The 26,690-nt window shown below is 69.9% G+C and carries 24 protein-coding genes and 1 pseudogene; 7 read left to right on the top strand and 18 right to left on the bottom strand.

Translation table 11 applies throughout. The features are described 5' to 3' along the window. Positions 1-260: 260 nt before the first annotated feature. From nusB to ACZ4WS_RS10420, 13 genes are all read right to left on the bottom strand, one after another. Positions 261-695, bottom strand: coding sequence for a transcription antitermination factor NusB (nusB, locus tag ACZ4WS_RS10480; protein WP_467979034.1), 435 nt, complete (start codon positions 693-695; stop codon positions 261-263). A 2-nt stretch (positions 696-697) separates the two neighbouring features. Then, positions 698-1,264 carry an elongation factor P gene (gene efp, locus ACZ4WS_RS10475; RefSeq protein WP_330303171.1) on the bottom strand — a complete coding sequence of 189 codons (567 nt, stop codon included), beginning with the start codon at positions 1,262-1,264 and terminating at the stop codon, positions 698-700. Positions 1,265-1,322: 58 nt separating this feature from the next. Continuing rightward, positions 1,323-2,429, bottom strand: coding sequence for an aminopeptidase P family protein (locus tag ACZ4WS_RS10470; protein WP_467979031.1), 1,107 nt, complete (start codon positions 2,427-2,429; stop codon positions 1,323-1,325). A gap of 86 nt (positions 2,430-2,515) precedes the next feature. Beyond that, the gene (locus tag ACZ4WS_RS10465; RefSeq protein WP_467979029.1) at positions 2,516-3,385 is read right to left on the bottom strand and encodes a Pro-rich N-terminal domain-containing protein; all 870 of its coding nucleotides are present in this window, start codon (positions 3,383-3,385) and stop codon (positions 2,516-2,518) included. Between the two features lie 349 nt (positions 3,386-3,734). Beyond that, a complete protein-coding gene (gene aroB / locus ACZ4WS_RS10460; RefSeq protein ID WP_467979027.1) occupies positions 3,735-4,826 on the bottom strand; it encodes a 3-dehydroquinate synthase in 1,092 nt (363 codons plus the stop codon). Then, on the bottom strand, positions 4,823-5,305 hold the full coding sequence (locus tag ACZ4WS_RS10455; RefSeq protein ID WP_467979277.1) for a shikimate kinase: 483 nt from the start codon (positions 5,303-5,305) through the stop codon (positions 4,823-4,825). The genes aroB and ACZ4WS_RS10455 overlap by 4 nt, the downstream gene beginning before the upstream one ends. Before the next feature lie 29 nt (positions 5,306-5,334). After that, positions 5,335-6,519, bottom strand: coding sequence for a chorismate synthase (gene aroC, locus ACZ4WS_RS10450; protein WP_467979026.1), 1,185 nt, complete (start codon positions 6,517-6,519; stop codon positions 5,335-5,337). 174 nt (positions 6,520-6,693) lie between these two features. Then, the gene (locus ACZ4WS_RS10445) at positions 6,694-7,533 is read right to left on the bottom strand and encodes a shikimate dehydrogenase (protein WP_467979025.1); all 840 of its coding nucleotides are present in this window, start codon (positions 7,531-7,533) and stop codon (positions 6,694-6,696) included. Next, complete coding sequence (gene mltG, locus ACZ4WS_RS10440; RefSeq protein ID WP_467979023.1) at positions 7,514-9,313, bottom strand: endolytic transglycosylase MltG; 1,800 nt, start codon at positions 9,311-9,313, stop codon at positions 7,514-7,516. The genes ACZ4WS_RS10445 and mltG overlap by 20 nt, the downstream gene beginning before the upstream one ends. A gap of 122 nt (positions 9,314-9,435) precedes the next feature. Next, positions 9,436-9,900, bottom strand: coding sequence for a Holliday junction resolvase RuvX (gene ruvX / locus ACZ4WS_RS10435; protein WP_467979021.1), 465 nt, complete (start codon positions 9,898-9,900; stop codon positions 9,436-9,438). A gap of 17 nt (positions 9,901-9,917) precedes the next feature. Beyond that, positions 9,918-12,590 (bottom strand): alanine--tRNA ligase, encoded by a 2,673-nt coding sequence (gene alaS / locus ACZ4WS_RS10430; RefSeq protein WP_467979019.1) that lies wholly within the window; start codon positions 12,588-12,590, stop codon positions 9,918-9,920. Continuing rightward, the gene (locus tag ACZ4WS_RS10425) at positions 12,590-12,928 is read right to left on the bottom strand and encodes a DUF6167 family protein (RefSeq protein WP_467979017.1); all 339 of its coding nucleotides are present in this window, start codon (positions 12,926-12,928) and stop codon (positions 12,590-12,592) included. The genes alaS and ACZ4WS_RS10425 overlap by 1 nt, the downstream gene beginning before the upstream one ends. Positions 12,929-12,935: 7 nt before the next feature. Continuing rightward, entirely contained in the window at positions 12,936-13,379 is a 444-nt protein-coding gene (locus tag ACZ4WS_RS10420; protein WP_467979016.1) for a DUF948 domain-containing protein, read from the bottom strand. Positions 13,380-13,531: 152 nt separating this feature from the next. Between ACZ4WS_RS10420 and ACZ4WS_RS10415 the strand changes: the two genes are divergently transcribed. After that, a complete protein-coding gene (locus tag ACZ4WS_RS10415) occupies positions 13,532-15,694 on the top strand; it encodes an ATP-binding protein (protein WP_467979014.1) in 2,163 nt (720 codons plus the stop codon). 30 nt (positions 15,695-15,724) lie between these two features. Here the strand turns inward: ACZ4WS_RS10415 and rpsD are convergent, their stop codons facing one another. The 3 genes from rpsD to ACZ4WS_RS10400 all read right to left on the bottom strand — a co-directional run bounded on the left by rpsD (position 15,725) and on the right by ACZ4WS_RS10400 (position 18,717). Continuing rightward, positions 15,725-16,339: a 30S ribosomal protein S4 gene (gene rpsD / locus ACZ4WS_RS10410; RefSeq protein WP_467979013.1), complete on the bottom strand. Its 615-nt coding sequence runs from the start codon at positions 16,337-16,339 to the stop codon at positions 15,725-15,727. Positions 16,340-16,655: 316 nt separating this feature from the next. After that, entirely contained in the window at positions 16,656-18,011 is a 1,356-nt protein-coding gene (locus ACZ4WS_RS10405; protein ID WP_467979011.1) for a replication-associated recombination protein A, read from the bottom strand. A gap of 58 nt (positions 18,012-18,069) precedes the next feature. Continuing rightward, on the bottom strand, positions 18,070-18,717 hold the full coding sequence (locus tag ACZ4WS_RS10400) for a vitamin K epoxide reductase family protein (protein ID WP_467979010.1): 648 nt from the start codon (positions 18,715-18,717) through the stop codon (positions 18,070-18,072). Between the two features lie 139 nt (positions 18,718-18,856). On the opposite strand from ACZ4WS_RS10400, the gene ACZ4WS_RS10395 reads away from it, so the two are divergent. The 4 genes and pseudogenes from ACZ4WS_RS10395 to ACZ4WS_RS10380 all read left to right on the top strand — a co-directional run bounded on the left by ACZ4WS_RS10395 (position 18,857) and on the right by ACZ4WS_RS10380 (position 22,098). Continuing rightward, positions 18,857-19,723, top strand: coding sequence for an ABC transporter ATP-binding protein (locus tag ACZ4WS_RS10395; protein ID WP_467979008.1), 867 nt, complete (start codon positions 18,857-18,859; stop codon positions 19,721-19,723). Continuing rightward, positions 19,720-20,565, top strand: a complete 846-nt coding sequence (locus tag ACZ4WS_RS10390) for an ABC transporter permease (protein ID WP_467979007.1) — start codon at positions 19,720-19,722, stop codon at positions 20,563-20,565. Before ACZ4WS_RS10395 ends, ACZ4WS_RS10390 begins: the two co-directional genes overlap by 4 nt. Beyond that, a pseudogene (locus ACZ4WS_RS10385) lies at positions 20,562-21,478 on the top strand (sensor histidine kinase). The gene ACZ4WS_RS10390 and the pseudogene ACZ4WS_RS10385 overlap by 4 nt, the downstream one beginning before the upstream one ends. Further along, complete coding sequence (locus ACZ4WS_RS10380) at positions 21,475-22,098, top strand: response regulator (protein ID WP_467979005.1); 624 nt, start codon at positions 21,475-21,477, stop codon at positions 22,096-22,098. Before ACZ4WS_RS10385 ends, ACZ4WS_RS10380 begins: the two are co-directional and overlap by 4 nt. 149 nt (positions 22,099-22,247) lie before the next feature. Here the strand turns inward: ACZ4WS_RS10380 and hisS are convergent, their stop codons facing one another. Together hisS and ACZ4WS_RS10370 are read right to left on the bottom strand one after the other, a co-directional pair. After that, entirely contained in the window at positions 22,248-23,510 is a 1,263-nt protein-coding gene (gene hisS, locus ACZ4WS_RS10375; RefSeq protein WP_467979004.1) for a histidine--tRNA ligase, read from the bottom strand. A 12-nt stretch (positions 23,511-23,522) separates the two neighbouring features. Continuing rightward, positions 23,523-24,230 (bottom strand): MBL fold metallo-hydrolase, encoded by a 708-nt coding sequence (locus ACZ4WS_RS10370; protein WP_467979002.1) that lies wholly within the window; start codon positions 24,228-24,230, stop codon positions 23,523-23,525. Between the two features lie 182 nt (positions 24,231-24,412). Here ACZ4WS_RS10370 and ACZ4WS_RS10365 point away from each other — a divergent pair, with 182 nt between their 5' ends. Together ACZ4WS_RS10365 and ACZ4WS_RS10360 are read left to right on the top strand one after the other, a co-directional pair. Beyond that, positions 24,413-25,243, top strand: coding sequence for a peptidylprolyl isomerase (locus ACZ4WS_RS10365; RefSeq protein ID WP_467979001.1), 831 nt, complete (start codon positions 24,413-24,415; stop codon positions 25,241-25,243). 136 nt (positions 25,244-25,379) lie between these two features. Continuing rightward, the gene (locus tag ACZ4WS_RS10360) at positions 25,380-26,609 is read left to right on the top strand and encodes a DUF349 domain-containing protein (RefSeq protein WP_467979000.1); all 1,230 of its coding nucleotides are present in this window, start codon (positions 25,380-25,382) and stop codon (positions 26,607-26,609) included. Positions 26,610-26,690: the final 81 nt, after the last annotated feature.

Raw genomic sequence — 26,690 nt, 5'->3', positions numbered from 1 at the left:
ATGGCCGACCAGACCGGCATCGCGATCATCGCCGTGGACCCGGCCTACACCTCCAACTTTTGCACCCAACCCTCGCAACCCCCCCCCCCCCCCCCACCCCCCCCCCCCCCCCCCCCCCCCCCCCCCCCCCCGGCGGCTTTCTGCGGGCCTCGGGAGCCTCATGGGCAGGGCAACGCCGGAGGGCCCGCAGCATGTCTGCTGCGGGCCCTCCGGCGTTCGTACGACATTCGTACGTCTGGACCTCGTCCAGACGTACGCGTCTAGACCTCGTCGCGGCGGAGCGACGGCTTCAGGTCCTTCAGTCGGCCCAGCAGGCCGTTCACGAACGAGGGCGACTCGTCCGTGGAGAACTCCTTCGCCAGCTGCACCGCCTCGTCGAGCACCACGGCGTCAGGGGTCTCGTCGACCCAGATCAGCTCGTAGGCACCGAGGCGCAGGATGTTGCGGTCGACGACCGGCATCCTGTCCAGCGTCCAGTCGACGGCGTACGTCGCGATGAGCTCGTCGATCCGCCTCGCCTTGGTGGCGTAGCCCTCGACCAGCTGCATCGTGTACTCGCTGACCGGAGGCTGCCGGGTGTCGGCATGGGAGTGCCGGATCCAGTCCGCGAGGACTGTCGTGACGTCCACGCCGCGCTGGTCGCCCTCGAAGAGGATCTGGAAGGCGCGCTTGCGGGCCGTGTTGCGGGCAGCCACGGTTAGCTGTTCACCCGGCCGAGGTAGTCGCTCGTACGAGTGTCGACCTTGATCTTCTCACCGGTGGTGATGAAGAGCGGGACCTGGATCTGGTGGCCGGTCTCCAGGATGGCGGGCTTGGTGCCACCGGTGGAGCGGTCGCCCTGGACGCCCGGCTCGGTCTCCTGGATGACGAGCTCGACGGCGGCGGGCAGCTCGACGAAGAGCACCTCGCCCTCGTGCTGTGCGACGGTGGCGGTGAAGCCCTCGATCAGGAAGTTGGCGGCGTCGCCGACGGACTTGCGGTCGACCATCAGCTGGTCGTAGGTGTCCATGTCCATGAAGACGAAGTACTCGCCGTCCATGTACGAGAACTGCATGTCGCGCTTGTCGATCGTGGCCGTCTCGACCTTGACGCCGGCGTTGAACGTCTTGTCGACGACCTTGCCGGAGAGCACGTTCTTCAGCTTGGTGCGCACGAAGGCCGGGCCCTTGCCGGGCTTGACGTGCTGGAACTCGACGACGGACCAGAGCTGGCCTCCGTCGAGCTTGAGCACCAGGCCGTTCTTGAGGTCGTTCGTGGAAGCCACGGTTGCGGAATCTCCTGGACTGACGTGGACGACCCAGGCGCACGCGCGTAGCTCGAAGCTAGAGCGCGAGCAGCTCCTTGGTCGTGATGGTGAGTAGCTCGGGTCCGCCGTCCGCCTCGGGGCGTACGACGAGCGTGTCATCGATCCGGACACCGCCCCGGCCCGGGAGGTGGACCCCCGGTTCGACGGTGACCGGCACGCAAGCGTCCAGTTTACCCATGGCTGCGGGAGCCAGCTGCGGGTCCTCGTCGATTTCGAGCCCGACACCGTGCCCGGTCAGCGGAGGAAGGCCCTCCGTGTACCCCGCGGAATCGAGTACCTGGCGGGCCGTGCGGTCCACGTCACGGTAGGCGGCGCCGGGTACCAGCGCCTCCCGTCCGGCGCGCTGGGCGGCGAAGACGAGGTCGTACAACTCGATCTGCCAGTCGGCGGGCGAGGTGCCGATCACAAACGTACGGCCGATCTCGCAGCGGTAGCCGCGATAGGTCGCGCCGAGGCAGACGGAGAGGAAGTCGCCCTCCTCGACACGCCGGTCGGTGGGCCGGTGGCCGCGGCGTCCCGAGTTCGGCCCGGTGCCGACCGAGGTCGCGAACGCCGGGCCGTCGGCGCCGTGGTCGACGAGGCGGCGCTCCAGCTCAAGGGCGAGATGGCGTTCCGTACGGCCGACCAGGATGGATTCGAGGAGCTCGCCCAGCGCCTGGTCGGCGATCTCGGCGCCGATCCGCAGACAGGAGATCTCCTCCTCGTCCTTGATCACCCGCAGCTGTTCCACCGCGCCGCCCAGGTCCGCGAGGCGCAGCCGTGGCGCCACCGAGCCGATGGCGCGGTGCCGGGTCACGGTCAGGTGGTGTTCCTCGACCGCGAGGGCCTCGGCGCCCTGGGCGCAGGCGACGTCGGCGGCGGCGACGGCCGGATCGCCACCGGGGCCCGGCAGCACCTGCACGCGCAGCGCCTCGTCGGGACGTCCTTCATCGGCCTCGCCGCTCGGCGGGCCGGCGCACAGCAGCAGATCCTCGCCCCTGCCCAGCAGCAGGACGGCACCGCGCGGGGCCGCCCCGGCGAGATACCGGACGTTGGCCGGGCGGGTGACGAGCGCCGTCGCGCTGCCGCCCGCCGTACTGCGCTCCCGAAGCCGCTCTCTGCGGGCCGCGTACACCTCTGACATGAACCGAGCGTACGAGCGGTGGCCGGATGTCGCCGGTTCAGCGGGGCCGGACGTGTCGACAGGGGGCCAATCGGAGCTTCAGAGGTTCACCACTGCGGCGGGCTGGCGATCGACCGGGCGAGTACGTCGTCCAGGACGCGGGCCGTGGCCGGTACGTCGAGCTGCGAGTTGTCGATGATGGGGAGGCCGGAGCCGTACCAACCGGCCATGCGGCCGTGGATCCGGGCTACTTCCTCGTCGGTGAGGCGGCGGTTTCCGGAGCGCTCCGCGTTGCGCTCCAGGACTATCTCCAGGCCCGGCAGGAGGACGACCGGCAGCAGGCCGGGTCCGACATGCCGCTTCCAGCCGCCGAGACCGACGACCGGGCGGTCCGGGAAGACGGCGTCGTCGAGGACGCACGAGATGCCGTTGGCCAGGAAGTTCCGCGCGGCGAAGCCGCAGGTGCGGCGGGCCAGGCGGTACTGCGCCTCCGAATGATCGTTCCACCCCGACTGCGGGTCGGCGAAGCCCGAGCGCACCCATTCGCGTACGTCGTCGAGGCTGATGTGGGCCGTGGGCACGCGGCGGTGGTCCGCCCAGTACTTGGCCACGCTCGTCTTGCCGGCGCCGGCGGGGCCGATGAGCAGCACCGCGAGCGTGGTGGCGGTGGGGTCGGGAGTGCCCGCGGCGGGCGGTGACGACGGCATGGCCACCGGGCCGCCCGGGGGCAGCTGCACATGCCCGGTCGTGTCCGGCGTGGGAGGCACGGGAGCGCGGTGTGCGGGCTGCGCGGAGGCGTGCTGCGGGGGCGCGTGCTGCGGGACCTGCGTGGGCGGAACCCCCGGAGGCACGGGCGCTCCGGCGAAACCCGGAGCGGGTGCGGGACCCGGGTGCTGTCCGGCCGGCGACCAGCCGGCGGCCGGTCCGTGCCCCGGCTGATGGGGCGGCGGCAGCGGAGCCCCCACTGCGTGCTGCATCCGGTGCCACTCCGTCTCGTGTCTTTGGCTCATTCGCCTCCGGGCCGCCTCAGTCGGTGTCGAGAGCCCGACCGTGCTCAGCCCTTCGGGCCTCTGCGCGCTCACCCTCTCGGCACCGACGCGTCCCTTCGACTCACTCGCGGCAGGCAATTGGCGCTGGCGAATGGGGCCTCGGTCCCGCTCTCCCCCACAGCCTAAAAGGCGTGGGAGGGGCCCCCATCCGAACGGTACCTTCCCCGGCCGCCGTTGTGTGAACGGCCGGGGAACGTGCGAAGTGCCCGGGAGAGAGGGGCAAAACGGGCCAAGTGTGGGCCCGTTGGGCGTTACGCACCCACCTCGTCGTACGTCGTCACTCCCCGACTTCGCCGTAGGCGGCGAGGAGGACGGCCGGGTCCGGGCCCTCGAGTACCGTCGGCTTGGCCAGCCCGTCGAGGACGATGAAGCGGAGCAGGTCGCCGCGCGACTTCTTGTCGACCTTCATGGTCTCCAGGAGCTTGGGCCACTGGTCGTAGCGGTAGCTCAGCGGGAGGCCGACGGACTCCAGGATCGTGCGGTGGCGGTCGGCGGTCGCGTCGTCCAACCGGCCCGCCAGACGGCCGAGTTCGGCGGCGAAGTGCATGCCGACGGCGACGGCCGCGCCGTGCCGCCACTTGTAGCGCTCGTTCTTCTCGATCGCGTGCGCGAGCGTGTGCCCGTAGTTGAGGATCTCCCGCAGCCCGGACTCCTTGAGGTCGCCGGAGACGACCTCCGCCTTCACCTTGATGGAGCGCTCGATGAGCTCGGCGGTGTGCGGCCCCGTGGGCGTACGAGCCGCCTCGGGGTCGGCCTCGATGAGCTCCAGGATCACCGGGTCGGCGATGAAACCGGCCTTGATGATCTCCGCGAGCCCGGAGACGAAGTCGTTGACCGGCAGCGAGTCGAGGGCGGCCAGGTCGCAGAGCACACCCGCGGGCGGGTGGAAGGAGCCCACCAGGTTCTTGCCCTCGGCCGTGTTGATGCCGGTCTTGCCGCCGACCGCCGCGTCCACCATGGCCAGCACGGTGGTGGGGATGGCGATCCAGCGCACGCCGCGCAGCCAGGTCGCCGCCACGAAACCGGCCAGGTCGGTGGTGGAGCCGCCGCCGACACCGACGATCACGTCGGTACGGGTGAAGCCGGACTGGCCGAGCGCCTTCCAGCAGTAGGCGGCGACCTCGGCGGTCTTGGCCTCCTCCGCGTTCGGCACCTGGATGGCGACGGCCTCGAAGCCCTGCCCGGCGAGGTCGGCGCGCAGCGCCTCGCCCGTCTCGGCGAGCGCCTCGGGGTGGACGACCGCGACGCGCTTGGCCTTGTCGCCGATCAACCCGCCGAGCTCACCCAGGAGTTGACGGCCGACCAGGACCTCGTAGGGGTCGGTGCCTGCGGTGCCGCCGACCTGGATACGGGTCACTGCCTCGCTCATGCTTCCTTCAACTCCAGTGCGTCGAGGACCGCTTGGGCGACCTCTTCGGGGGTACGGCCGTCGGTGGCCACGACCGCGCGGGCGACTTCGGTGTACAGGTGGCGGCGCGCCTCCATCAGCTCGCGCCACTGCCGGCGCGGATTGACGGCCAGCAACGGCCGGGCCGCGTTCAGCCCGGTGCGCTGGACGGCCTCCTCCACGTCCATCGAGAGGTAGACGACCTGGTGCCCGTCGAGCAGCGCCCGCGTCTCCTCGTCGAGAATCGCGCCGCCGCCGAGTGCCAGCACGCCCTCGTGCTCGGCGAGCGCCTGGTGCACGGCCTGCTTCTCGATGGCACGGAAGACCGGTTCGCCCTCGTCGACGAAGATGTCGGCGATGGTGCGGCCCTGCTCGGCCACGATGTCGTCGTCCGTGTCCCGGTAGGCGCAGCCGAGCCGCTCCGCGACCAGCGCGCCCACCGTGGACTTGCCGACCCCCATCGGGCCGACGAGAACGACGCGCGGAGCGGTCACCGGATCGCCAGGTTGTCGAGGTACGACTGCACATTGCGGCGCGTCTCGGGAACGCTGTCGCCACCGAACTTCTCGGCCACCGCGTCGGCCAGGACGAGGGCCACCATGGCCTCGGCGACGATGCCGGCGGCCGGCACCGCGCACACGTCGGAGCGCTGGTGGTGGGCCTTGGCAGCCTCGCCGGTGGCCACGTCGATGGTCGCCAGCGCGCGCGGCACGGTCGCGATCGGCTTCATCGCGGCACGGACGCGCAGCAGTTCACCGGTGGTCAGACCGCCCTCGGTGCCGCCGGAACGGCCGGAGGTGCGCTTGATGCCGTCCTCGGTGTGGACGATCTCGTCGTGCGCCTGGGAGCCCGGCACCCGCGCCAGGGCGAAGCCGTCGCCGACCTCGACGCCCTTGATGGCCTGGATCCCCATGAGCGCGGCCGCGAGCCGGGCGTCGAGACGCCGGTCCCAGTGCACGTGCGAGCCGAGGCCCACCGGCACGCCGTACGAGAGAACCTCGACCACACCGCCGAGCGTGTCGCCGTCCTTGTGGGCCTGGTCGATCTCCGCGACCATCGCCTTCGAAGCGTCGGCGTCGAGGCAGCGCACCGGGTCGGCGTCGAGCCTCTCGACGTCCGAGGGCTTCGGGTAGACGCCGTACGGCGCCTTCGCCGCGGCCAGCTCGACGACGTGCGAGACGATCTCGATCCCGGCCGTCTCCTTCAGGTACGAACGGGCCACCGCGCCCAGCGCCACGCGGGCGGCGGTCTCACGGGCGGAGGCGCGCTCCAGGATCGGCCGGGCCTCGTCGAACCCGTACTTCTGCATGCCCGCGAGGTCGGCGTGGCCGGGCCGGGGCCGGGTCAGCGGCGCGTTGCGGGCCAGGTCGGCGAGGATCTCCGGGTCGACCGGGTCGGCCGCCATGACCTGCTCCCACTTGGGCCACTCCGTGTTGCCGACCATGATGGCGACCGGGGAACCCATGGTGAGGCCGTGGCGTACGCCGCCCAGGAAGGTGACCTCGTCCCGCTCGAACTTCATCCGGGCACCGCGCCCATACCCAAGGCGCCGCCGGGCCAGATGGTCCGCCACCATCTCCGTGGTGATCGGCACGCCGGCGGGAAGACCCTCCAGCGTCGCGACAAGTGCGGGACCGTGGGACTCCCCCGCGGTCAGCCAGCGCAACCTGCTCAACGGTGCTCCTCATCCTCGCGCCCTGAGTTGCCCTTGCGTACACGCGTCCTCGCGTACGGCGACGGCGTGACCGGGTGCGCGGCCCTGGCCCGCCACCTCCGATCCTCCCACGTCCGGACCTGGGAAACGGTCGCAGGTCCAGTAATCGGACGGACCTCGCCGCACCCTCGGCGCTCAGCGGCGAGCGAGCGCGTGTTCGCCCGCCTTCCGCATGGCGTCCAGCGGCGCGGGGAAACGCCCGGTCATCTGCTCGACCTGGAGCACCGCCTGGTGCACGAGCAGGTCGAGCCCGCCGACCACGGCACCGCCGTACGCGGACCAGCGGGCCGCCAGATCCGTGGGCCACGGGTCGTAGAGCACGTCGAAGAGGGTGGCGGGCCGCTCGGGGACGGCGGCGGCCAGCGCGTCCGTCGTACCCGCCGGGGTCGTGGCGATCACCAGCGGTGCGCGCAGCGCCTGCTCGGCGTCCGCCCAGTCCTCGGTCCGCACGTCCACGTCGAGCCGCTCGCCCCACTGCCGCATCTCGGCGGCACGCGCCTCGCTGCGGACGTACGCGACGACCTCGCCGGTGCAGATCCGTGCCAGCGCGGCCAGCGCGGACGAGGCGGTGGCGCCCGCGCCGAGGATCGCCGCGGACTCCACCTGCTCGATCCCCCGCTCACGCAGGGCGGCGACCATCCCGGGGATGTCGGTGTTGTCACCGAGTCGCCGGCCGTCCTCGGTGAACACCACGGTGTTCACCGCCTCCACCGACGCCGCCGTGTCACTGATCTCGTCGACCAGCGGGATCACAGCCCGCTTGAGCGGCATCGTCAGCGACAGGCCCGCCCACTCCGGCCCGAGCTTCGCGAAGAACCCGGGGAGCGCCTCCTCGTCGACGTCGAAACGGTCGTACGACCAGTCGCCGAGACCCAGCTCCTCGTACGCGGCGCGGTGCAGCACCGGGGAGAGGGAGTGGGCGATCGGGGAACCGAGCACGGCGGCCCGGCGGGCGTCAGTTGCCCGAGCTCTCATTGAATTTGTCCTTGAGCGTCTGGAATTCGGCATACGTCTTGGCGAATTCGGTCCTGTTCTGACCGTCGGTCGCCACGAAGTAGAGCCAGCCGTCATCCGTCGGGTTGAGCGCCGCCTTCAACGCATCATCACCCGGGTTGTCGATCGGGCCGGGCGGTAGACCCCTTTGCGTATACGTGTTGTACGGGTCCTGGTTGCTGTTGATCTCGGACTCGCTGATGTTGATCTTACTCTGCTTCTTCAGGTAATTGAAGGTCGAGTCGAACTGAAGCAGCTGATTGGTCTCGGTATTGGTGGACTTCAGGCGGTTGTAGACGACCTCGGCCATCTTGCGGAAGTCGTCATGTGTCTTTCCTTCGACCTGGACGAGGCTCGCCACCGTGAGGAGTTGCAGCGGGTTCTTCAGGTTCAGGGCCTTGGCCTTCGACTGGAGGCCGAATTCGGCGTACTTCTCCTTGGCCAGGTCGACCATCTGCTTCAGGGCGTCCTTGGGCTTCATACCCTTGCCCACCGGATAGCTGGAGGGGTAGAGGAATCCTTCCAGCGGGTCCTTGATGTCCTTGCTGGTATTCGCCCAGTCAGGAAGACCCAGGGTCGCCCATTCCTTCTTGGCGACGGCCTCGGTCGTGCCCGCCTTGACGGCGAGCCGCTTGTCGATCAGCGTATAGATCTGGGAATTGCGTCGGCCTTCGGCAATGACCAGGTTGTTGCGGCTCTTGTCGCTGAGCATGAGCGCGACAGCGCTTTCCGCGGACATTTCCTTGTTGAGCGTGTAGACGCCCGGCTGGATGTTATTCCCCTTGGGATTCTGTGATTGCGCCGCGATGAACGCGTCGACACTCTTGACGACGCCGTTCTGCTTCAGCACCTGCCCGATCTCGTAACCGCCCGCGCCCTTGGGAATGGTGACGCTCACCTGTTCGCCCGTGCCGCCCCCCGCATAATCGGGAGCCGCGCCGAAACGATTTTGGTAGAACTGGTACCCGTAATACCCGACCCCGCCGAGCCCGCCTCCGAAGACCAGCACGACCACCAGACAGGCGCAGCCGCTGCGGCGTTTCTTGTCCTTGCCGCCACCCCGGGCCTTCCGGTCACCGCGGCCGCGGCCCTTCGGGTCGTCGTCGAAGTCGTCGTCGTCATCGTCGCCACCGGCGAAGAAGGCGTGCTCGCCCTGGTCGGGACCGGGGTCCCAGTCGGTCTGCGGCTCGGGTTCGGCGCGGCGGCGGGCGGGCGGCTCGGGCGGCGGGTACGCGTCGGGGGTGCCGTAGTAGTCGGCCTGTTCCCCGCCGTACGTGACGGGCTGACCCCCGTACGGGTCGGCCTGGTCGGCGGCATAGGGGATCTGGTGGTGCGTCCCGGTGTCCCAGCCACCGTTGTTGTACTGCTGCTGCCCCTGGTCGGCATACTGCTGGCCGTGGCCGGTGTACTGCTGCTGCCCCTGGTCCGCGTACTCCTGCTGCCCCTGGCCGGGGAACTGCGGCTGACCCTGGTACTGCGGCTGCCCCTGACCGGTGTACTGCTGCTGACCCTGACCGGGGAACTGCTGCTGGCCCGGGTCGTGATACTGCTGCTGGCCCTGGCCGTACCCGCCCTGCTGGCCGGTGCCCCAGTCGCCGTACTGTTCCTGCTGCTGTTGCTGCGGCTGCTGCGGATAGTGCTGCGGCTGGCCGCCGTAGGGGGACTGGCCGTCGGCGGCCTGTCCTCCCCATCCGCCGTCCCCGTACAACGGGTCCTCCGGATTCCACGGTTCGGAGCCTGGGCCCCGGCCATACTCAGTCATCGATCCCCTAGCGCCGCGAGGCGGCGGCTGCTGGCGCTTGTGGCACGGCTCCCGTCCGCCTCTCTGCTGTGCGGCAGCTGTTCGAACACCACCGCATCGCGCGGAACGTTACCGTATCGCGATCAGATGACCACTTCGACGCCCTCGCCCGGAGCTTTACCTGACACCCGTTCGGATTCCAAGGCCTGCTGAAGGATGATGACCGCGGCGGCCTGATCGATGACAGACCGGCCCTTTTTGGACTTCACGCCCGAAGCGCGCAGGCCCTGACTGGCCGTCACTGTGGTCATCCTCTCGTCGAGGAGTCTCACCGGAGTGGGTGCGATCCCCCGGGCGAGCTCCTGGGCGAAGGCGCGGACCTTGGCGGCGGCCGGGCCCTCGCCCCCCTTGAGGGAGCGAGGGAGTCCGACGACGACCTCGATCGGCTCGTACTCCTCGACCAGTTGCTTCAACCGGCGGTGGGCCGCCGGGACATCACGTCCCGGAACTGTCTCGACCGGAGTCGCGAGGATCCCGTCGGGGTCGCACGAGGCGACCCCGATGCGCGCGTCCCCGACGTCGATGGCGAGACGACGGCCGCGGCGCATGGCCTGTCCCTCTCCGGTCACTTGGCCGTCTCGGCGACCAGACGCTCGACCGCGTCGATGGCCTCGCCGATGGCGGCCGGGTTCTGGCCGCCGCCCTGGGCGACGTCCGGCTTGCCGCCACCGCCGCCGCCGAGGGTCTTGGCGGCCGCACGGACCAGGTCGCCGGCCTTGAGGCCGCGCTCGCGGGCGGCTTCGTTGGTGGCGATGACCGTGAGCGGCTTGCCGTTGAGCGTGGTGAACAGGGCGACCACGGCGGCCCGTCCGCCCTGGATGCGGCCGCGCACGTCGAGGACCAGCTTGCGCAGGTCGTCGGCGGTCGTGCCGTCCGGGACCTGGCCGGTGACGAGAGCGACACCGCGTACGTCCTTGGCGGACTCGGCGAGACCGCCGGCGGCCTGGAGGACCTTCTCCGCGCGGAACTTCTCGATCTCCTTCTCGGCGTCCTTCAGCTTGCCGAGCATGGCGGAGACCTTCTCCGGGAGCTCCTCGGGACGGCCCTTGATCAGCTCCTGGAGCTGGGCGACGACCGTGTGCTCGCGGGCGAGGTAGTTGTACGCGTCGACGCCGACCAGGGCCTCGATGCGCCGTACGCCGGAGCCGATCGAGGACTCGCCGAGCAGCTTGACCAGGCCGAGCTGGGCGGTGTTGTGGACGTGCGTGCCGCCGCACAGTTCCTTGGAGAAGTCGCCGATGGTGACGACGCGGACGCGCTCGCCGTACTTCTCGCCGAACTCGGCGATGGCGCCCTGCTTCTTGGCCTCGTCGAGGCTCAGGATCTCGGCGTGCACGTCCAGGTCGCGGGCGAGCACCTCGTTGATCTGCTGCTCGACGTCGGTCATCACGGCCGTGGGCACGGCGGACGGGGAGCCGAAGTCGAAGCGGAAGCGGCCGGGCTGGTTCTCGGAACCGGCCTGGGCGGCCGTCGGGCCGAGGGCGTCGCGCAGGGCCTGGTGCGTGAGGTGCGTGGCCGAGTGGGCGCGGGCGATGGCCTTGCGACGGCGTACGTCGATGGAGGCCTGGGCCTTGGCGCCGACGGTGACCTCGCCGACCTGGACGACGCCCTTGTGGACGTACACACCCGGGACCGGCTTCTGGCAGTCGCGGACCTCGATGATCGCGCCGGTGTCCACCTTGATGCGGCCGGTGTCGCCGATCTGGCCGCCGCCCTCGGCGTAGAACGGGGTGCGGTCGAGGACGATCTCGACCTCGTCGCCCTCGGCGGCGGCGGGCGACGAGGCACCGTCTACGAGGATGCCGACGATCGTCGACTCGCCCTCGGTGCGGTCGTAGCCGATGAAGTCGGTCTCGCCGGCGGCGTCGGCGATCTGGCGGTAGGCGCCGAGGTCGGCGTGGCCGGTCTTCTTGGCCTGGGCGTCGGCCTTGGCCTGGTCCCGCTGCTGCTTCATCAGGCGGCGGAAGCCGTCCTCGTCCACGGAAAGGCCCTGTTCGGCGGCCATTTCGAGGGTGAGGTCGATCGGGAAGCCCCAGGTGTCGTGGAGCAGGAAGGCCTTGTCGCCGGGCAGGACCTTGCCGCCGGTCTCCTTGGTCTCCGTGATGGCCGTGTCGAGGATGTTCGTGCCGGCCTTCAGCGTCTTGAGGAAGGCGGCCTCCTCGGCGAGGGCCACGGTCTCGATGCGCTGGCGGTCGGTGACGAGCTCCGGGTACTGCTGGCCCATCATCTCGATGACGACGTCGATGAGGTCCTTGACGACCGGACCGGTGGCGCCGAGCAGCCGCATGTTGCGGATGGCGCGGCGCATGATGCGGCGCAGTACGTAGCCGCGCCCCTCGTTGCCAGGGCTGACGCCGTCGCCGATGAGCATCACGGACGTCCGCATGTGGTCGGTGACGACGCGCAGCGAGACGTCGGACTCGTGGGCGGCGCCGTACTCGACACCGGTCAGCTCGGTGGCCTTCTTGATGACGGCCATGGAGGTGTCGATCTCGTACATGTTCTGCACGTCCTGCAGAATCATGGCGAGGCGTTCCATGCCGAGGCCGGTGTCGATGTTCTTGCTGGGCAGGTCGCCGAGGATCTCGAAGTCCTCCTTCGAGGTGCCCTCGCCGCGCTCGTACTGCATGAAGACCAGGTTCCAGATCTCCACGTACCGCTCGTCGTTGACGGCCGGGCCGCCCTCGACGCCGAACTCGGGGCCGCGGTCGTAGTTGATCTCGGAACACGGACCACAGGGGCCGGGGACGCCCATGGACCAGTAGTTGTCCTTCTTACCGAGGCGCTGGATGCGCTCGGCGGGGACGCCGATCTTGTCGCGCCAGATGGTCTCGGCCTCGTCGTCGTCGAGGTAGACCGTGATCCACAGGCGCTCGGGGTCGAGCCCGTAACCACCCTTGTCCTGGGGCGAGGTGAGCAGCTCCCAGGCGTAGGTGATGGCGCCTTCCTTGAAGTAGTCGCCGAAGGAGAAGTTGCCGCACATCTGGAAGAACGTGCCGTGCCGGGTGGTCTTGCCGACCTCTTCGATGTCGGGCGTGCGCACGCACTTCTGCACGCTGGTGGCGCGCGACCACGGCGGCTTGACCTCACCGAGGAAGTACGGCTTGAAGGGGACCATGCCGGCGGGGACCAGGAGCAGAGTCGGGTCGTCCGCGATGAGCGACGCCGAAGGGACGACGGTGTGACCGCGCTCCTCGTAGAAGCTCAACCAGCGGCGGCGGATTTCAGCCGACTCCATCAGTGGTCCTCATTCCGGTTGTACGAGTACGTCGTGTTGTCGATGTACTTGATCTGCTTGTCGTTGCCGATGGCGGCGATGCGCCGCTGTGCGGGGAGTTCGGGGTCCGGGCGGTCGTTCAGACCGAGCACCTCGTCGAGTTCGGCCTCCCGCTGGGCCATGCCGTCGCGGACGTCGAGCGCGAAGTCCTTGAGCCGGTGGCCCGCCTCGATCGCCTTGTTCGCGGCCTGTGCCGCGAGGCTTTCGGGGGTCAGCTGCTTGAGCTTGCGGTTGACCTTGGTGGTGGCCCACACACCCGCGGCTGCGCCGGCGGTGAACCAGAACGTACGGCGGAACATCGCTGCGTCAGTCCTTCTTCCGCTTTCCCCGTCGCGCGGACGGGACGGTGCGGCCCACGATCACGGTACGCCGGGACGCTTTGGCGGGCACATTGTCACGACGGCCTCCGATGGCCCGGCGCACGCCGTAGCCGAACGCCGCGACCTTGACCAGGGGGCCGCCGAAGGTGGAGGCGACCGTCGTCGACAGCGCCGATGCGTTCGACGTGACCTCCTGGACGTCCGAGGCGATGGCGTCGACCCGGTCGATCTGGGTCTGTGCGGAGCGCACCGCCGTGGAGGCGTCGGCAAGGAGCGGGACGGCCTGGTCGGTCACGTCCGCCACGAGCTTGGTGGTCGCCCTGAGCGTCTGGGCCAGCCTCGCCAGCGCGACGGCGAGAAAGGAGACCAGGATCGCCCAGAAGACGGCCACCAGGATCCCGGCCACCTCTCCACCGGACACTGTGTGCACCCACTCCCTGTACGTGCCTCAACATCGAAAAGTCGTCCCCCGAGCCTATCGCGCCGGGGCCGCCGCTCCGTACCGCATTAACGCCGCCCCCGTGGCGGAGTTGCGCGAAGCGATTGTACGGACCGCTTACGGGTCAGTACGCTCCGTGTCCCATGCGAGGTTCTCAGCGCTGCGACCGTTCGACGCCCGGCAATCTGCCCCTGGAACTCAACGCGTTCGTGGGTCGCTCGGCCGAACTCACGCAGCTGGCCGAGGCTCTGGAGACGGCCCGCCTGGTGACCGTGACGGGCGTGGGAGGCGTCGGCAAGTCACGGTTCACGGCGCACGCCGCAGCGCGGGCGGACGTCCTCGACGGGGTGTGGCGCGTGGAGCTGTCCGCCGTGCGTGAGCCCCACGTCGTCGAGTACGCGCTCGTCGAAGCGCTCGGTCTGACGGATCAGACCGCGCGGCCGCCGCGTCAGGTGCTGCTCGAGCATCTCGCCGAGCGCCAACTCCTGCTGGTCCTCGACGGGTTCGAGCATCTGGTGGACGCGTGCGCCTCGCTGGTGGGCGACCTGCTGGGGCGGGTGCCCGGGCTGCGGGTGCTCGCCGCGGGCCGCAGACCGCTGCAGGTCGAGGGCGAGCGGCTGTTCCCGCTGGCGCCGCTGGCCGAGCCGCAGGCGGTGGAGCTGTTCGCGGACCGGGCGGCGGCCCGGGTGCCCGGGTTCTCGCTGGACGACGGCAATCGGTCCGACGTACTGGAGCTGTGCCGGCGTCTCGACGGGATCCCGCTCGCCGTCGAGCTGGCGGCGGGACGGCTGAGCACCCTCTCCCCCGCGCAGCTGCTGTCCCGGCTGGAGGACCGCTTCCGCCTGCTGACGGGCGGCGGGCGCGACAGGCCGCCGCGGCACCAGACGCTGCGTACGGCGATCGGCTGGAGCCATGAGCTGTGCACGCCCGAGGAGCGGCTGCTGTGGTCCCGGCTGTCGGTGTTCGCGGGGCGGTTCGACCTGGAGGCCGCCGAGTACGTGTGCAGCGGCGACGGGCTGCACACCGACGACATTCTCGACGTGCTGGGCGAGCTGCTCGCGCAGTCCGTGCTGTCCCGCGAGGAGACGGCGGCGGGCGTGCGGTACCGGATGCTCGACACAGTCCGGGCCTACGGCGCGGACTGGCTGGAGGCGACGGGCGACGCCGACCGGCTGCGCCGCCGACACCGCGACTGGTACATGGGCCTGGCCACCTGGTGCGAGCTGGACTGGTTCTCGCCGCGGCAGGGCGAGGTCGCCGCGCGCGTCGAGACGGAGCTGCCGAATCTGCGCCGCGCCCTGGAGCACTGTCTGACCGAGCCGGGTGAGGCACATCTGGGCCAGTACCTGGCGGGCACGCTGTGGTTCTACTGGGTGGGCTGCGGCCGGCTGTCGGAGGGCCGGCACTGGCTGGAGCGCAGCGTGGAGTTCGACGGCGATCGTGATCAGTCGCGGCTGAAGGCATTGTGGGTGCTCGGCTATGTCGCGGCCCTCCAGGGCGACACGGTGCCCGCGCTGTCCGCGCTCCAGGAGTGCCGCGAGGATGCGGAACGTACCGGCAACCCGACCGCGGTGGCGTACGCCGAGCACCGCACCGGCTGCCTGGCCCTGGTCACGGACGACATGCCGCGCGCGGAATCCTTGCTGCGCTCGGCGCTGGACCGCTACACCGAGATCGGCGAGCTCAACAGCAATGTGCTGATGGGCCAGGTCGAGCTGGCGATGGCCCTGGCCTTCCAGGGCGATCTGCAGGCCGCGGTGAAGCTGTGCGAGGACGTCCGCCGGGTCTGCGAGGACCACGGGGAGCGCTGGGCGCTCGCGTACGCGCTGTACGTCCTGGCGTACGAGGCCTGGGTCGAGGGCGATCCGGCGCAGGCCCGGGATCTTCTCGGGGAGTGCCTCGGCATCTGCCACGCCTTCCACGACCTGCTCGGCACGGTCCTCGCGATCGAGCTGCTCGCTCTGGTCACGGTGGTGGAGGACGATCCGGCCGAGGCCGCGCTGCTGCAGGGAGCGGCATCCCGGATGTGGCCGTCGGTGGGCCTGCCGCTGTTCGGCTCGGCGTATTACAACGCGCCGCACGAGCGCTGCGAGGCGACTGCCCGGGAGCGGCTGGGCGACCAGCGGTACGAGGAGTGCGTACGGGCCGGGGCGCGGCTGGGGCAAGAAGCGGCGGTGGCGCGGGCGCTGGGAAGGGGGGCCGGGGCACGGCCGCTCGGTTCGGTGCCCGCGCCGCGCAGGCTGCCGCCGGAAAAGCGAGAACCCGCCGTCTCGCCCACCTCGAAAGGTGGGGAGACGACGGGCTGACGCGCAGGTGGTGCTACATCCGCTGGAAGATCAGCGGGCGTAGTACTCGACGACGAGCTGCTCGTCGCAGATCACCGGGATCTCCTTGCGGTTCGGCTCACGGTCCAGGCGGAAGGCCAGGGCACGGAGGTTCACCTGGAGGTAGCGCGGGGTCTCGCCGTCGGGGGCGAAGCCACCCTCGCGGGAAACCTGGAACAGCGGCTTCTCGCGGCTGCGCTCGCGGACCATCACGACGTCGTCGGGCTTGACGCGGAAGGACGGCTTGTCGACCTTCTGGCCGTTGACCTCGATGTGGCCGTGGACGACCATCTGGCGGGCCTGGTAGATCGTGCGGGCGATGCCCGAACGCAGAACCAGGGCGTCGAGACGACGCTCCAGCTCGATGACCAGGGCCTCGCCGGTCTTGCCCTGCGTCTTGGCGGCACGCTCGTAGGCGCGGACGAGCTGGCGCTCGGACACGTCGTACTGCGCGCGCAGACGCTGCTTCTCCAGCAGACGGACCTTGTAGTCCGAGTTCTGCTTGCGGCCGCGGCCGTGCTCGCCCGGCGGGTAGGGGCGGGCCTCGAAGTACTTGACGGCCTTCGGGGTCAGCGCGATGCCGAGGGCACGCGACTTCTTGACCTTGGGGCGGGACTGATTCGCCACTGTTTTCTCTTTCCTGGGTTTCGGCTCACCAGAGTTAAAGGAGGTCGCATCCGCAGCCTGGGAGACCCTGCGGGCCCTGACGGACCTGCTGGGCAGCCGCTCCCTGGTCTGGGCACATACGTGCAGCACGCGAATAACCCACCGACCGTTCCCGGAAAGACCGGGTGGTGGTGGGCTGCCCGCGACACCTTCGACGGTGCGCGACGCTCCTGGAATCCCCCCGTGGAGGCAGGGGCTCCGGCTGGATGTCCCGTTCTGGTGGTGCCGACCGGAGCCGGACACGGGACGCAGCGCTCCGGGTCATCTTACAGGGTGGTCAGGACCGCCCTCGACCGAGGTGATTCCTGGTCCACTCCACCGCGTCCGCGTAGCGCGCCTCGGCGCCGTGGCGGGTGGGCGTGTAGTACTCCCGGTCCTTGAGCTCCTCCGGGGCGTACTGCTGGGCGGCGATGCCCTCGGGCAGGTCGTGCGGATACACGTACCCCTGGGCGTGCCCCAGCTTGGCCGCGCCCTTGTAGTGCCCGTCGCGCAGGTGCACCGGCACCGAACCCGCATGCCCCTTGCGTACGTCCTCCATGGCGGCGCCGATCGCCATCGTCGCGGCGTTGGACTTCGGCGCCAGGGCGAGGGCGATGGTGGCGTGGCTGAGGGTGAGCGCGGCCTCCGGGAAGCCGATCATCGCGACGGCCTGGGCGGCGGCCACGGCTATGGGCAGCGCGTTCGGATCGGCGAGGCCGATGTCCTCGCTGGCGGAGATCATCAGGCGGCGGGCGATGAAGCGGGGGTCCTCGCCGGCCTCGATCATCCGGGCCAGGTAGTGCAGTGCGGCGTCCACGTCGGAGCCGCGGATGGACTTGATCAGGGCGCTCGCCACGTCGTAGTGCTGGTCGCCGTCGCGGTCGTACTTCACGGCGGCGCGGTCGACGGTCTCCTCCAGGGTCTGGAGGGTGATCTCCGGCTCGCCCTTGTCGAGCGCGGATCCGGCCGCGGCCTCCAGGGCGGTCAGGGCGCGGCGGGCGTCACCGCCGGCGATCCGCAGCAGGTGCTGCTCGGTGTCCTCGGGGAGGGTGACGGCCTCCTTGAGGCCGCGCTCGGCGGTGAGCGCGCGCTTGATGAGGCCGCGCAGGTCGTCGTCGGTGAGCGGTTCGAGGGTCAGCAGGAGGGAGCGGGAGAGCAGCGGCGAGATCACCGAGAAGTACGGGTTCTCGGTGGTCGCGGCGATCAGCGTCACCCAGCGGTTCTCGACGGCCGGGAGGAGGGAGTCCTGCTGGGCCTTGCTGAAGCGGTGGATCTCGTCGAGGAAGAGGACGGTCTCCTTGCCGAAGCCTCCGGTGGCGCGGCGTGCGCCGTCGATGACCGCGCGGACTTCCTTGACGCCCGCGGTGATCGCGGAGAGCTCCACGAAGCGCTTGTTGGTGGCCTTGGACACCACGTACGCGAGCGTCGTCTTGCCGGTGCCGGGCGGGCCCCAGAGGATCACCGAGGACGGTCCGGCGGGGCCCCCGCTCCCCTCGTCGACGAGTCTGCGCAGGGGTGAGCCCGGCTTCAGCAGATGCTGCTGGCCCACGACTTCGTCGAGGGTGCGCGGGCGCATCCGTACCGCCAGGGGGCTGGCGGACGGGTCCTTCTCCTGGCGTTCTTCAGCTGCGGCGGTGAAAAGGTCGGGCTCCACACCCAAAACCCTATGTCACGCCACTGACAACGCCGTCAGGGATGAGCCGGGCCCGCGCTCAGGCCCAGAGCTTGGTACTCCAGCGAGTCAGGATCAGCATGGCGATGATGCCGACGTGGGTGACCGGCAGTACCCAGGTGAACTCGCCGAGGAAGTTCTTCAGCCAGCGTGGGGCGCGCAGGAAGTCGTTGCGCACGTTGAAGGACGTCACGTACCAGAACATGACGATCGTGGCGACCCAGGCCAGCGAGCACCACAGGCACAGCGCGTTGATGCGGTACAGCGACTGGAACTGCAGCCAGGTGCAGAATCCCACGCCGAAGAGCGTGCCGAAGTTGAAGGTCAGCCAGTACCAGCGCGGGAAGCGGGCGCGGGCGAGCAGGCTCATGCCGACGCAGATCACGATGCCGTAGGCGACCAGGCCCATCATCGGGTTGGGGAAGCCGAAGGCGGCGGCCTGCTTGCTCTGCATCACGCTGCCGCAGGACACGATCGGGTTGATGCTGCAGCTCGGGGTGAACGTCTTACCGTCCGCCTTGGCTTCAAGGATCTTGAACTTGTCGATCGTGATGACCCAGGCGGCGAGGAGACCGACCGCGCCGGTGATCACCAGCAGCAGGGCGAACGCACGGCTGCCGCCGACGGTCCGGGGCGCTTCGGCGCGTTCCGGCTCGGTGGAGACGTCCTTGACTGTCGTCTTGCTCATCACGCCGTTTCCGTAGCTTCGAAGGGGCCTGCGGGCACGGTCATTGTGCCGCACGCGCCCGCGTGTCCACCGTTCGATGGACATAAGGAGGTACGCACGGTCGTCCCGGAACGTTCGGTTCGGGACGAGGCTCGTCGGCATGACAACACACGCGAACCAACTCGCGGTGGACGTACGGGGGCTGCGCAAGCAGTACGGGGACGTGACCGCCGTCGACGGCATCGATCTCGGGATCCGGCAGGGTGAGGTGTTCGGCCTGCTCGGGCCCAACGGTGCGGGCAAGAGCACCACGGTGGAGATCCTCCAGGGCAACCGCGGCCGGGACGCCGGCGAGGTCTCCGTGCTCGGCGCGGACCCGGCGACGGGCACGCGCGCGTGGCGCTCGCGCGTCGGAATCGTCTGGCAGGACGAATCCGCGCCCGCCGAGTTGACGGTGCGCGAGACCGTACGGCATTTCGCCCGCTACTACCCGAGGCCCCGCGACCCCGAGGAAGTCATCGGCCTGGTCGGTCTGGAGGAGAAGGCGGGCAGTCGTATCAAGGCGCTCTCGGGCGGTCAGCGCAGGCGGCTCGATGTGGCGCTGGGTGTGATCGGCGGCCCGGAGCTGCTGCTCCTGGACGAGCCGACGACCGGCTTCGACCCGGCCGCACGGCGGCAGTTCTGGGAACTGATCCGCAAACTGGCCGACGAGGGCACGACGATCCTGCTGACGACGCATTACCTGGAGGAGGCCGAGGCGCTCGCGCACCGGCTCGCGATCGTCGCGAAGGGGCGGGTCGTCGCGGAGGGCGAGCCGTCCGCGCTGCGGGACCGCTACGGCACCGGCGTGACAGTCGAGTGGACGGAGGCCGACGGCACCCCGCGCAGCGAGCACACGGACACCCCCACGAAGGTGGTCGTCGAGCTCACGCACCGCTTCGGCGGTGAGATCCCGGGGCTGCGAGTGAGCCGCCCCACCTTGGAGGACGTCTATCTGCGACTGACCGGACAGGAGGACGCGCGATGACCACGACCGCCGTACGCGCACCCGGCGAGGCCGTTGCGGAGCGGCTTCCCGGGGCCTGGGGACTGGGGCTTCAGCGGGGCGCCCTGGAGATCAAGCAGTTCTTCCGCCAGCGCGACCAGGTGGTGTTCACCTTCGCCTTCCCGGTCGTCTTCCTCTTCCTGTTCGCGTCGATCTTCAGCGACGACGTGCGGGGCGCGGGCATCACGGCCTCACAGCTGTACGTCCCCGCGATGATGGCCGCGGGGATCATGTCCACCAGCTTCCAGTCGCTGGGCATCTCGATCGCGATCGAGCGGGACGAGAAGGTGCTGCGCCGGCTGCGCGGCACACCGATGCCTCCCGCCGCGTACTTCCTCGGCAAGATCTGGCTCGTCCTGGTCACCGGCCTCCTGGAGACGGCGATCCTGCTCGTCGTCGGCACAACGCTGTACGACGTGAAGCTGCCCTCGGACATCGGCAAGTGGGTCGATCTGGGCTGGATCTTCGTCCTCGGCCTGACGGCGTGCGCGCTGCTCGGCATCGCGATCAGCTCGGTCCCGAAGTCCGGCAAGAGTGCCACCTCCGTGGTCGTACTCCCCTTCCTGGTGCTCCAGTTCATCTCCGGGGTGTACATCGCCATCGACACCATCCCCGACTGGATGCTGAACATCGGCGCGCTGTTCCCGCTGAAGTGGATGTGCCAGGGGCTGCGGGGCGTGTTCCTGCCGGAGTCGGCGCGGGTTCTGGAGCAGACGGGCGGTTGGGAGTTCGGGCGGATCGCGCTGGTGCTGGGGGCGTGGTGCGTCGGAGGATTGCTGCTGTGTCTGCTGACCTTCCGCTGGAAGAACCGCCGCGACGGATGAACGACCCCTCGGCGCGCGGTGCCTACACCTGGGAGCGCTCGTTCCGGCTCTGGGACGGGTACTTCGCGATCGTGTGGGCGGCGACCCTGGTGTTCGTGCTCGGCGCGGACGATCCGGGGTCGCCCTTCCCTGTCGTCGCGGCCGGGCTGCTCCTCCCCCTGATCCCCTGGTACGTGGCCGTGGGCCGCCCCCTCCTCCAGTCCGAACCGCCCGACGAACGGCACGCCCTCGGCTACCTCGCCGGGGCACTGGCGCTGTTCCTGCCGTCGGCGATCCTGGTCGGCGAGGCCCGGCTGATCACCTTCGCGCTCGTCGCCCAGTGCTTCATGGCACTGAGCCTGCGCCGAGCGCTGGTGGCCGTGACGCTGATCACACCAGCCTGCTGATGCTGGTGCAGGCCGTGGAGGCCGAACTCGACCACGATCTGCCGCAGGCCCGCCGTCACCTGGCCCTGATGGCCGAGACGGCCCGGCAGAATCTGGCCGAGGCCCGAGCCCTGGTCGCCGGAGGCGCGCCCGCCGACCTCGACGGCGCCACATTGCCCGACGCGCTGCGCCGGCTCGCCGCCCGCCATGACGCGACCCTCGACGTGACCGGTCCCGTGCGCGCGCTGCCCGCCGGGCCTGAGGTCGTCGTGCTCCGCTCCTGCCAGGAGGCGCTGGCCAACGCCCGTAAGCACGCGGGGAGTTCGACCGCCGTCAGCATCGCCCTGGCCTACGCCGACGAAGCGCTCACCGTGTCCGTACGCGACGACGGCTGCGGCTTCGACCCCGCCGCACCGGCCGGCGGCTACGGACTGGCGGGACTGCGGGCCCGGGCCGCCGAGGTGGGCGGCACCGCTCAGGTGCGCAGTACGCCCGGCGACGGCACGACCGTCACCGTTTGCCTGCCCGTTCCCAGGAGGGACTCGTGATCCGGATCATCCTCGCCGACGACCATCCCGTCGTACGCGAAGGGCTGCGCGCGATGCTCAGCGCCGAGCCCGACCTCGATGTGGTCGCCGACGCGTCCAGCGGGCCGCAGGCGGAGGCGCTGGCCGCCGAGCTCCGGCCCGACATCGTGCTCATGGACCTGCGGATGCCGGGCGGTGGGGGCGTGGACGCGATCGTCCGGATGACCGAGGCGGGGTTGCCGTGCCGGGTGATCGTGCTGACGACGTACGAGACGGACCGGGACATTCTGCGGGCCGTGGAGGCGGGAGCGGCCGGGTATCTGCTGAAGGATCTGCCGCGCGGTGAACTCGCGGACGCGGTGCGCGCCGCTGCGCGGGGCGAGACCGTACTGGCTCCGTCCGTCGCCGCCCGGCTGGTCGATCAGCTTCGTACGAAGCCGGAGCGGCCGCGACTGTCGGAGCGCGAGACCGCGGTTCTCCGGCTGGTCGCCGAGGGCTGTACCAACGCCGAGATCGGGCGTCGGCTCTTCATCGGGGAATCCACCGTCAAGACCCATCTGCTGCGGGCCTTCGGGAAGTTGGGGGTGGATGACCGGACGGCTGCGGTGACCAGTGCGATGCGGTTCGGGTTGCTGGAGTGAGGTTCGCCCCCTCCGCCCCTACCCGTCCCTTCCTGGGGCTCCTCCCCAGGCCCCGCTCCTCAAACGCCGGAGGGGCTGATTTCAGCAAACGTCGGAGGGGCTGAAATCTTTCAGCCCCTCCGACGTTCTGAGCGCGAAGAATCCCTGCCTCAGCCCAGACGTGCCCGCAGCTCCGCCACGACCCCGTCGACCCCCACCGCGGCCTGCTCCCCGGACTCCATGTCCTTGAGCTGGACGACGCCCTCGGCGAGATCCCGCTCACCGGCCACGATGGTGTACCGGGCGCCCGAACGGTTCGCGTTCTTCATCGCGCCCTTGAGCCCCTTGCCACCGTACGAGAAGTCGGCCGCGACCCCGGCCTTGCGCAGCTCGGTGACGACACCGAAGAGCACCCGCCGGGCCTCCTCACCCAGCGGCACCGCGAACACACTGGTGGACGCGGGGAGTTCGAGCGACACACCCTCGGCCTCCAGCGCGAGCACCGTACGGTCGACGCCCAGCGCCCAGCCGACGGACGGCAGTGCGGGACCGCCGATCATCTCGGAGAGCCCGTCGTAGCGGCCGCCGCCGCCCACCGCGGACTGGGAGCCGAGACCGTCGTGGATGAACTCGAAGGTCGTACGGGTGTAGTAGTCGAGCCCGCGCACCAGCTTCGGGTCGTCCTCGAAGGAGACACCCGCGGCCGTGATCAGCTCGCGCACCTCCTCGTGGTACGCCTTGCACGCGTCGCACAGGTAGTCGCGGAGCAGCGGCGCCCCGACCAGCTGCTTCTGGATGTCGTCCCGCTTGTCGTCGAGGACCCGCAGGGGGTTGATCTCGGCGCGGCGGAGGGTCTCCTCATCCAGGTTCAGGCCCCGCAGGAAGTCCTGGAGGGCGGCACGGTAGACGGGGCGGCACTCCTTGTCTCCCAGCGAGTTCAGCAGGATGCGGAAGTCGCGCAGGCCCAGCGACCGGTACGCCTGGTCCGCCAGGATGATCAGCTCGGCGTCGAGCGCCGGGTCCTCGGCGCCGATCGCCTCGGCGCCCACCTGGGAGAAGTGCCGGTAACGGCCCTTCTGGGGGCGCTCGTAGCGGTAGTACGAGCCCGAGTACCAGAGCTTGACGGGGAGGTTGCCCGCCTTGTGCAGGTTGGCCTCGAGGGCGGCGCGCAGCACGGACGCCGTGCCTTCGGGGCGCAGCGCCAGCTTGTCGCCGCCCTTGGTCTCGAAGGCGTACATCTCCTTGGTCACGATGTCGGTGGACTCACCGACGCCGCGCGCGAACAGCTCGACGTTCTCGAAGCCAGGCGTCTCGATGTAGCCGTAGCCCGAGTTCCGCAGGGGGGCGGCGATCGCCTCGCGGACCGCGAGGTACTTCGCGCTCTCCGGCGGAATCAGGTCGTAGGTGCCCTTGGGGGCCTTGAAGGTGCTCACGGAAGTCTCTCGTCACATTCCTCGTCGGGGAGCCTCGGAGGCTCCCTGGCCGGCTGCCACCTGCCGCAGATACGGGTTGGCGGCGCGCTCCTGGCCGATGGTGGTCTGGGGGCCGTGGCCGGACAGCACCACGGTCGAGTCGTCGAGCGGCAGGCACACACGGGCCAGCGAGTCGAGGATCTCGGCGTGGGAGCCGCCGGGCAGATCGGTGCGTCCGATGGAGCCGGCGAACAGCAGATCCCCGGAGAAGAACACGGACGGGATCTCCGCGGTCTCGGGCATCTGGAAGGTCACCGACCCCTTGGTATGGCCGGGCGCGTGCGCGACGGACAGCTCCAGACCGGCCAGTGCCAGCTTCGCGCCGTCGGTCAGCTCCTTCACGTCGTCCGGCTCCCCCACCGTCAGCTCGCCCATCAGCGGCATTCCGATGGACCGGCCGAGCGCCTTCTCCGGGTCGCTCATCATGTACCGGTCCTCGGGGTGGATCCAGGCCGGTACGCCATGCGCTCCGCACACCGGGACGACCGAGGCGACGTGGTCGATGTGGCCATGGGTGAGGATGACCGCGACGGGCTTGAGCCGATGCTTCTTGAGCGCGTCCTCGACTCCCTGGGCGGCCTGATGGCCCGGGTCGATGATCACGCACTCCTCACCCGCGGCGGGGGCGACCAGGTAACAGTTGGTCCCCCAGGCCCCGGCGGGGAACCCGGCAATGAGCACGATCGTCCTTCGTGGTGGCGTACGCAATGTGTGTCGTACAGGGTGGGCGGCTGTGGATCAGAGCCTACCGGCGCTGCCGATTCCTCAGCGAACCCATATACGGTACGGGGCACACGCAGGCGGTCGGCTCACAAGACGCACGCGTCCCACTTGACGTACGAGACGCATGAGGAGAAAACCCGGTGGTCAGCCAGGAACAGCGGCGGCGTCAGCTCGCCCGGGAGAAGTTCTTGCGACAGCAGCAGCGGCGCACGGTCGCGCGGCGCAAGACACACGCACGCAACGCGATCGTCGCCTCGGTCCTCGGCGTCGTCGTGATCGGCAGCGTTGTGTCGTACGCGACCGGGGTCTTCAAGAACGATGACAAGAAGGCCAACGCGGGCGCCGAGGTGACCCCGAGCGCCTCGGCGACGAGCAAGGCGCCGGATCCGTGCGAGAAGGCCGCGGCGGGCAAGGTGAAGTCGCTGAGCTGGAAGAAGGAGCCGGCGATCTCCATCGACAAGTCCGCCGACTACACGATGAAGATGGCAACGACGTGCGGTGACATCGACATCGCGCTGAAGACGGCCGCGGCCCCGCACACGGTGAACTCGTTCAACTTCCTTGCGGCCAAGGGGTTCTTCGACCACACGAAGTGCCACCGGCTCACCACGAGCGGCATCTACGTGCTGCAGTGCGGTGACCCGACGGCCGCCGGCTCCGGCGGCCCGGGCTACACGATCCCGGACGAGAACCTCAAGGACAAAACCCTCAAGGGTGGCGTCTATCCGGCGGGCACGGTCGCCATGGCGAACACCGGCACGGCGCACACCGGCGGCAGCCAGTTCTTCCTCGTGTACCAGGACAGCCAGTTGCCGGCCAGTTACACACCGTTCGGGACGATCTCCAAGGACGGCATGAAGGTCCTCAAGAAGATCGCGGCCGCCGGCGCACAGCCCGCCGACGCGACGACAGGGAACACCGCCCCGAACGCGACAGTCGTGATCAACAAGGCGACAGTCGTCAAATCCTGACCCCCCAACTGCGAGATTTCGGTCGCGCGGGATGCGGACAGCCGCCCCGCCGGTCGCCTATGTTGGCCGTGACGAAAACTGTGGACGATGCTCGGGGGCGCTGAACCCCTCGCAGGCATCATGTGGAGGAGGCGCTGTGAGCAGCGACCCGTGGGGCCGCGTCGACGAGACGGGGACCGTGTACGTGCGTACGGCCGACGGCGAGCAGGTCGTCGGTTCCTGGCAGGCCGGCTCTCCTGATGAGGCGTTGGCCTACTTCGAGCGCAAGTACGAGGGCCTGGTTGTCGAGATCGGCCTCCTCGAAAAGCGAGTGAAGACCACCGACCTGTCGGCGAAGGACGCCCAGACCGCCATCGATCATATTCGCGAGCAGGTGGACGCCCACCACGCGGTCGGCGATCTGAACGCGCTGAAGGTACGGCTGGACAAGCTCGTCGAGACGGTCGATGCGCGCCGTGAGGAGCGCAAGGTCCAGCGTGCGAAGCAGTCCGACGAGGCGCGGCACGCCAAGGAGGCGCTGGTCGTCGAGGCGGAGGAGCTGGCGCAGAGCGACCAGTGGCGGGCGGCCGGTGAGCGGCTGCGCTCCCTGGTCGACACGTGGAAGGGGCTGCCGCGACTCGACCGCAAGTCGGACGACGAGCTGTGGCACCGCTTCTCGCACGCGCGCTCGGCGTTCTCCAAGCGCCGCAAGGCGCACTTCGCCTCGCTGGACGCGCAGCGCGAGGAGGCCCGCAAGACCAAGGAGAAGCTGGTCGCGGAGGCCGAGTCGCTGTCCGGCTCGGCGGACTGGGGTCCGACCGCGGCGCGCTACCGCGAGCTGATGGCCGACTGGAAGGCCGCGGGCCGCGCCCAGCGCGAGCACGAGGACGACCTGTGGAACCGCTTCCGCGGCGCCCAGGACGTGTTCTTCGCGGCGCGCAGCTCGGTCTTCGCCGAGCGGGACGCGGAGCAGTCGGAGAACCTGAAGCTCAAGGAGGAGCTGGCCGAGGAGGCCGAGAAGCTCGTCCCGGTGCAGGACCTGAAGTCGGCCCGGGCCGCCTTCCGCTCCATCAACGAGCGCTGGGAGGCCATCGGCCACGTGCCGCGCGACGCCCGCCCGAAGGTCGAGGGCCGGATGCACGCGGTGGAGCGGGCGCTCCAGGAGTCCGAGGAGACCGAGTGGCGCCGGACGAACCCGGAGGCACGCGCGCGTGCCGAGGGTCTGACCGGTCAGCTGCAGGCCGCCGTGGACAAGCTCCAGGGCCAGATCGAGGCGGCTCGCTCCGCGGGCAACACCGCGAAGGCCGACAAGCTCCAGAAGGAGCTCGACGGCCGCCAGGCGCTGCTCGACCAGGCGCTGAAGGGGCTGCAGGAGTTCGGCGGCTGAGGCCGCCGGGTTTTTCCGCCACTACGTAGAGGGGCTCCCGTACATCGCGTACGGGAGCCCCTCTGCGTAGGCCGGTTGAGC

This window comes from Streptomyces sp. NPDC029292 (genome assembly GCF_055569295.1).
The sequence above is the reverse complement of the archived record's forward strand: the minus strand, read 5'-3'. Positions and strand labels throughout refer to the sequence as shown.

What these genes read in the sequence shown, in the direction of transcription:
- ACZ4WS_RS10415 (WP_467979014.1), top strand. Translation starts at nt 13,532, where the DNA reads ATGCGAGGTTCTCAGCGCTGCGACCGTTCGACGCCCGGCAATCTGCCC.
- ACZ4WS_RS10390 (WP_467979007.1), top strand. Translation starts at nt 19,720, where the DNA reads ATGACCACGACCGCCGTACGCGCACCCGGCGAGGCCGTTGCGGAGCGG.
- mltG (WP_467979023.1), bottom strand. Translation starts at nt 9,313, where the DNA reads ATGACTGAGTATGGCCGGGGCCCAGGCTCCGAACCGTGGAATCCGGAG.
- ACZ4WS_RS10470 (WP_467979031.1), bottom strand. Translation starts at nt 2,429, where the DNA reads ATGTCAGAGGTGTACGCGGCCCGCAGAGAGCGGCTTCGGGAGCGCAGT.
- aroB (WP_467979027.1), bottom strand. Translation starts at nt 4,826, where the DNA reads ATGAGCGAGGCAGTGACCCGTATCCAGGTCGGCGGCACCGCAGGCACC.
- ACZ4WS_RS10425 (WP_467979017.1), bottom strand. Translation starts at nt 12,928, where the DNA reads ATGTTCCGCCGTACGTTCTGGTTCACCGCCGGCGCAGCCGCGGGTGTG.
- ACZ4WS_RS10455 (WP_467979277.1), bottom strand. Translation starts at nt 5,305, where the DNA reads ATGGGGGTCGGCAAGTCCACGGTGGGCGCGCTGGTCGCGGAGCGGCTC.
- ACZ4WS_RS10445 (WP_467979025.1), bottom strand. Translation starts at nt 7,533, where the DNA reads ATGAGAGCTCGGGCAACTGACGCCCGCCGGGCCGCCGTGCTCGGTTCC.
- ruvX (WP_467979021.1), bottom strand. Translation starts at nt 9,900, where the DNA reads ATGCGCCGCGGCCGTCGTCTCGCCATCGACGTCGGGGACGCGCGCATC.
- ACZ4WS_RS10465 (WP_467979029.1), bottom strand. Translation starts at nt 3,385, where the DNA reads ATGCAGCACGCAGTGGGGGCTCCGCTGCCGCCGCCCCATCAGCCGGGG.
- ACZ4WS_RS10395 (WP_467979008.1), top strand. Translation starts at nt 18,857, where the DNA reads ATGACAACACACGCGAACCAACTCGCGGTGGACGTACGGGGGCTGCGC.
- ACZ4WS_RS10400 (WP_467979010.1), bottom strand. Translation starts at nt 18,717, where the DNA reads ATGAGCAAGACGACAGTCAAGGACGTCTCCACCGAGCCGGAACGCGCC.
- alaS (WP_467979019.1), bottom strand. Translation starts at nt 12,590, where the DNA reads ATGGAGTCGGCTGAAATCCGCCGCCGCTGGTTGAGCTTCTACGAGGAG.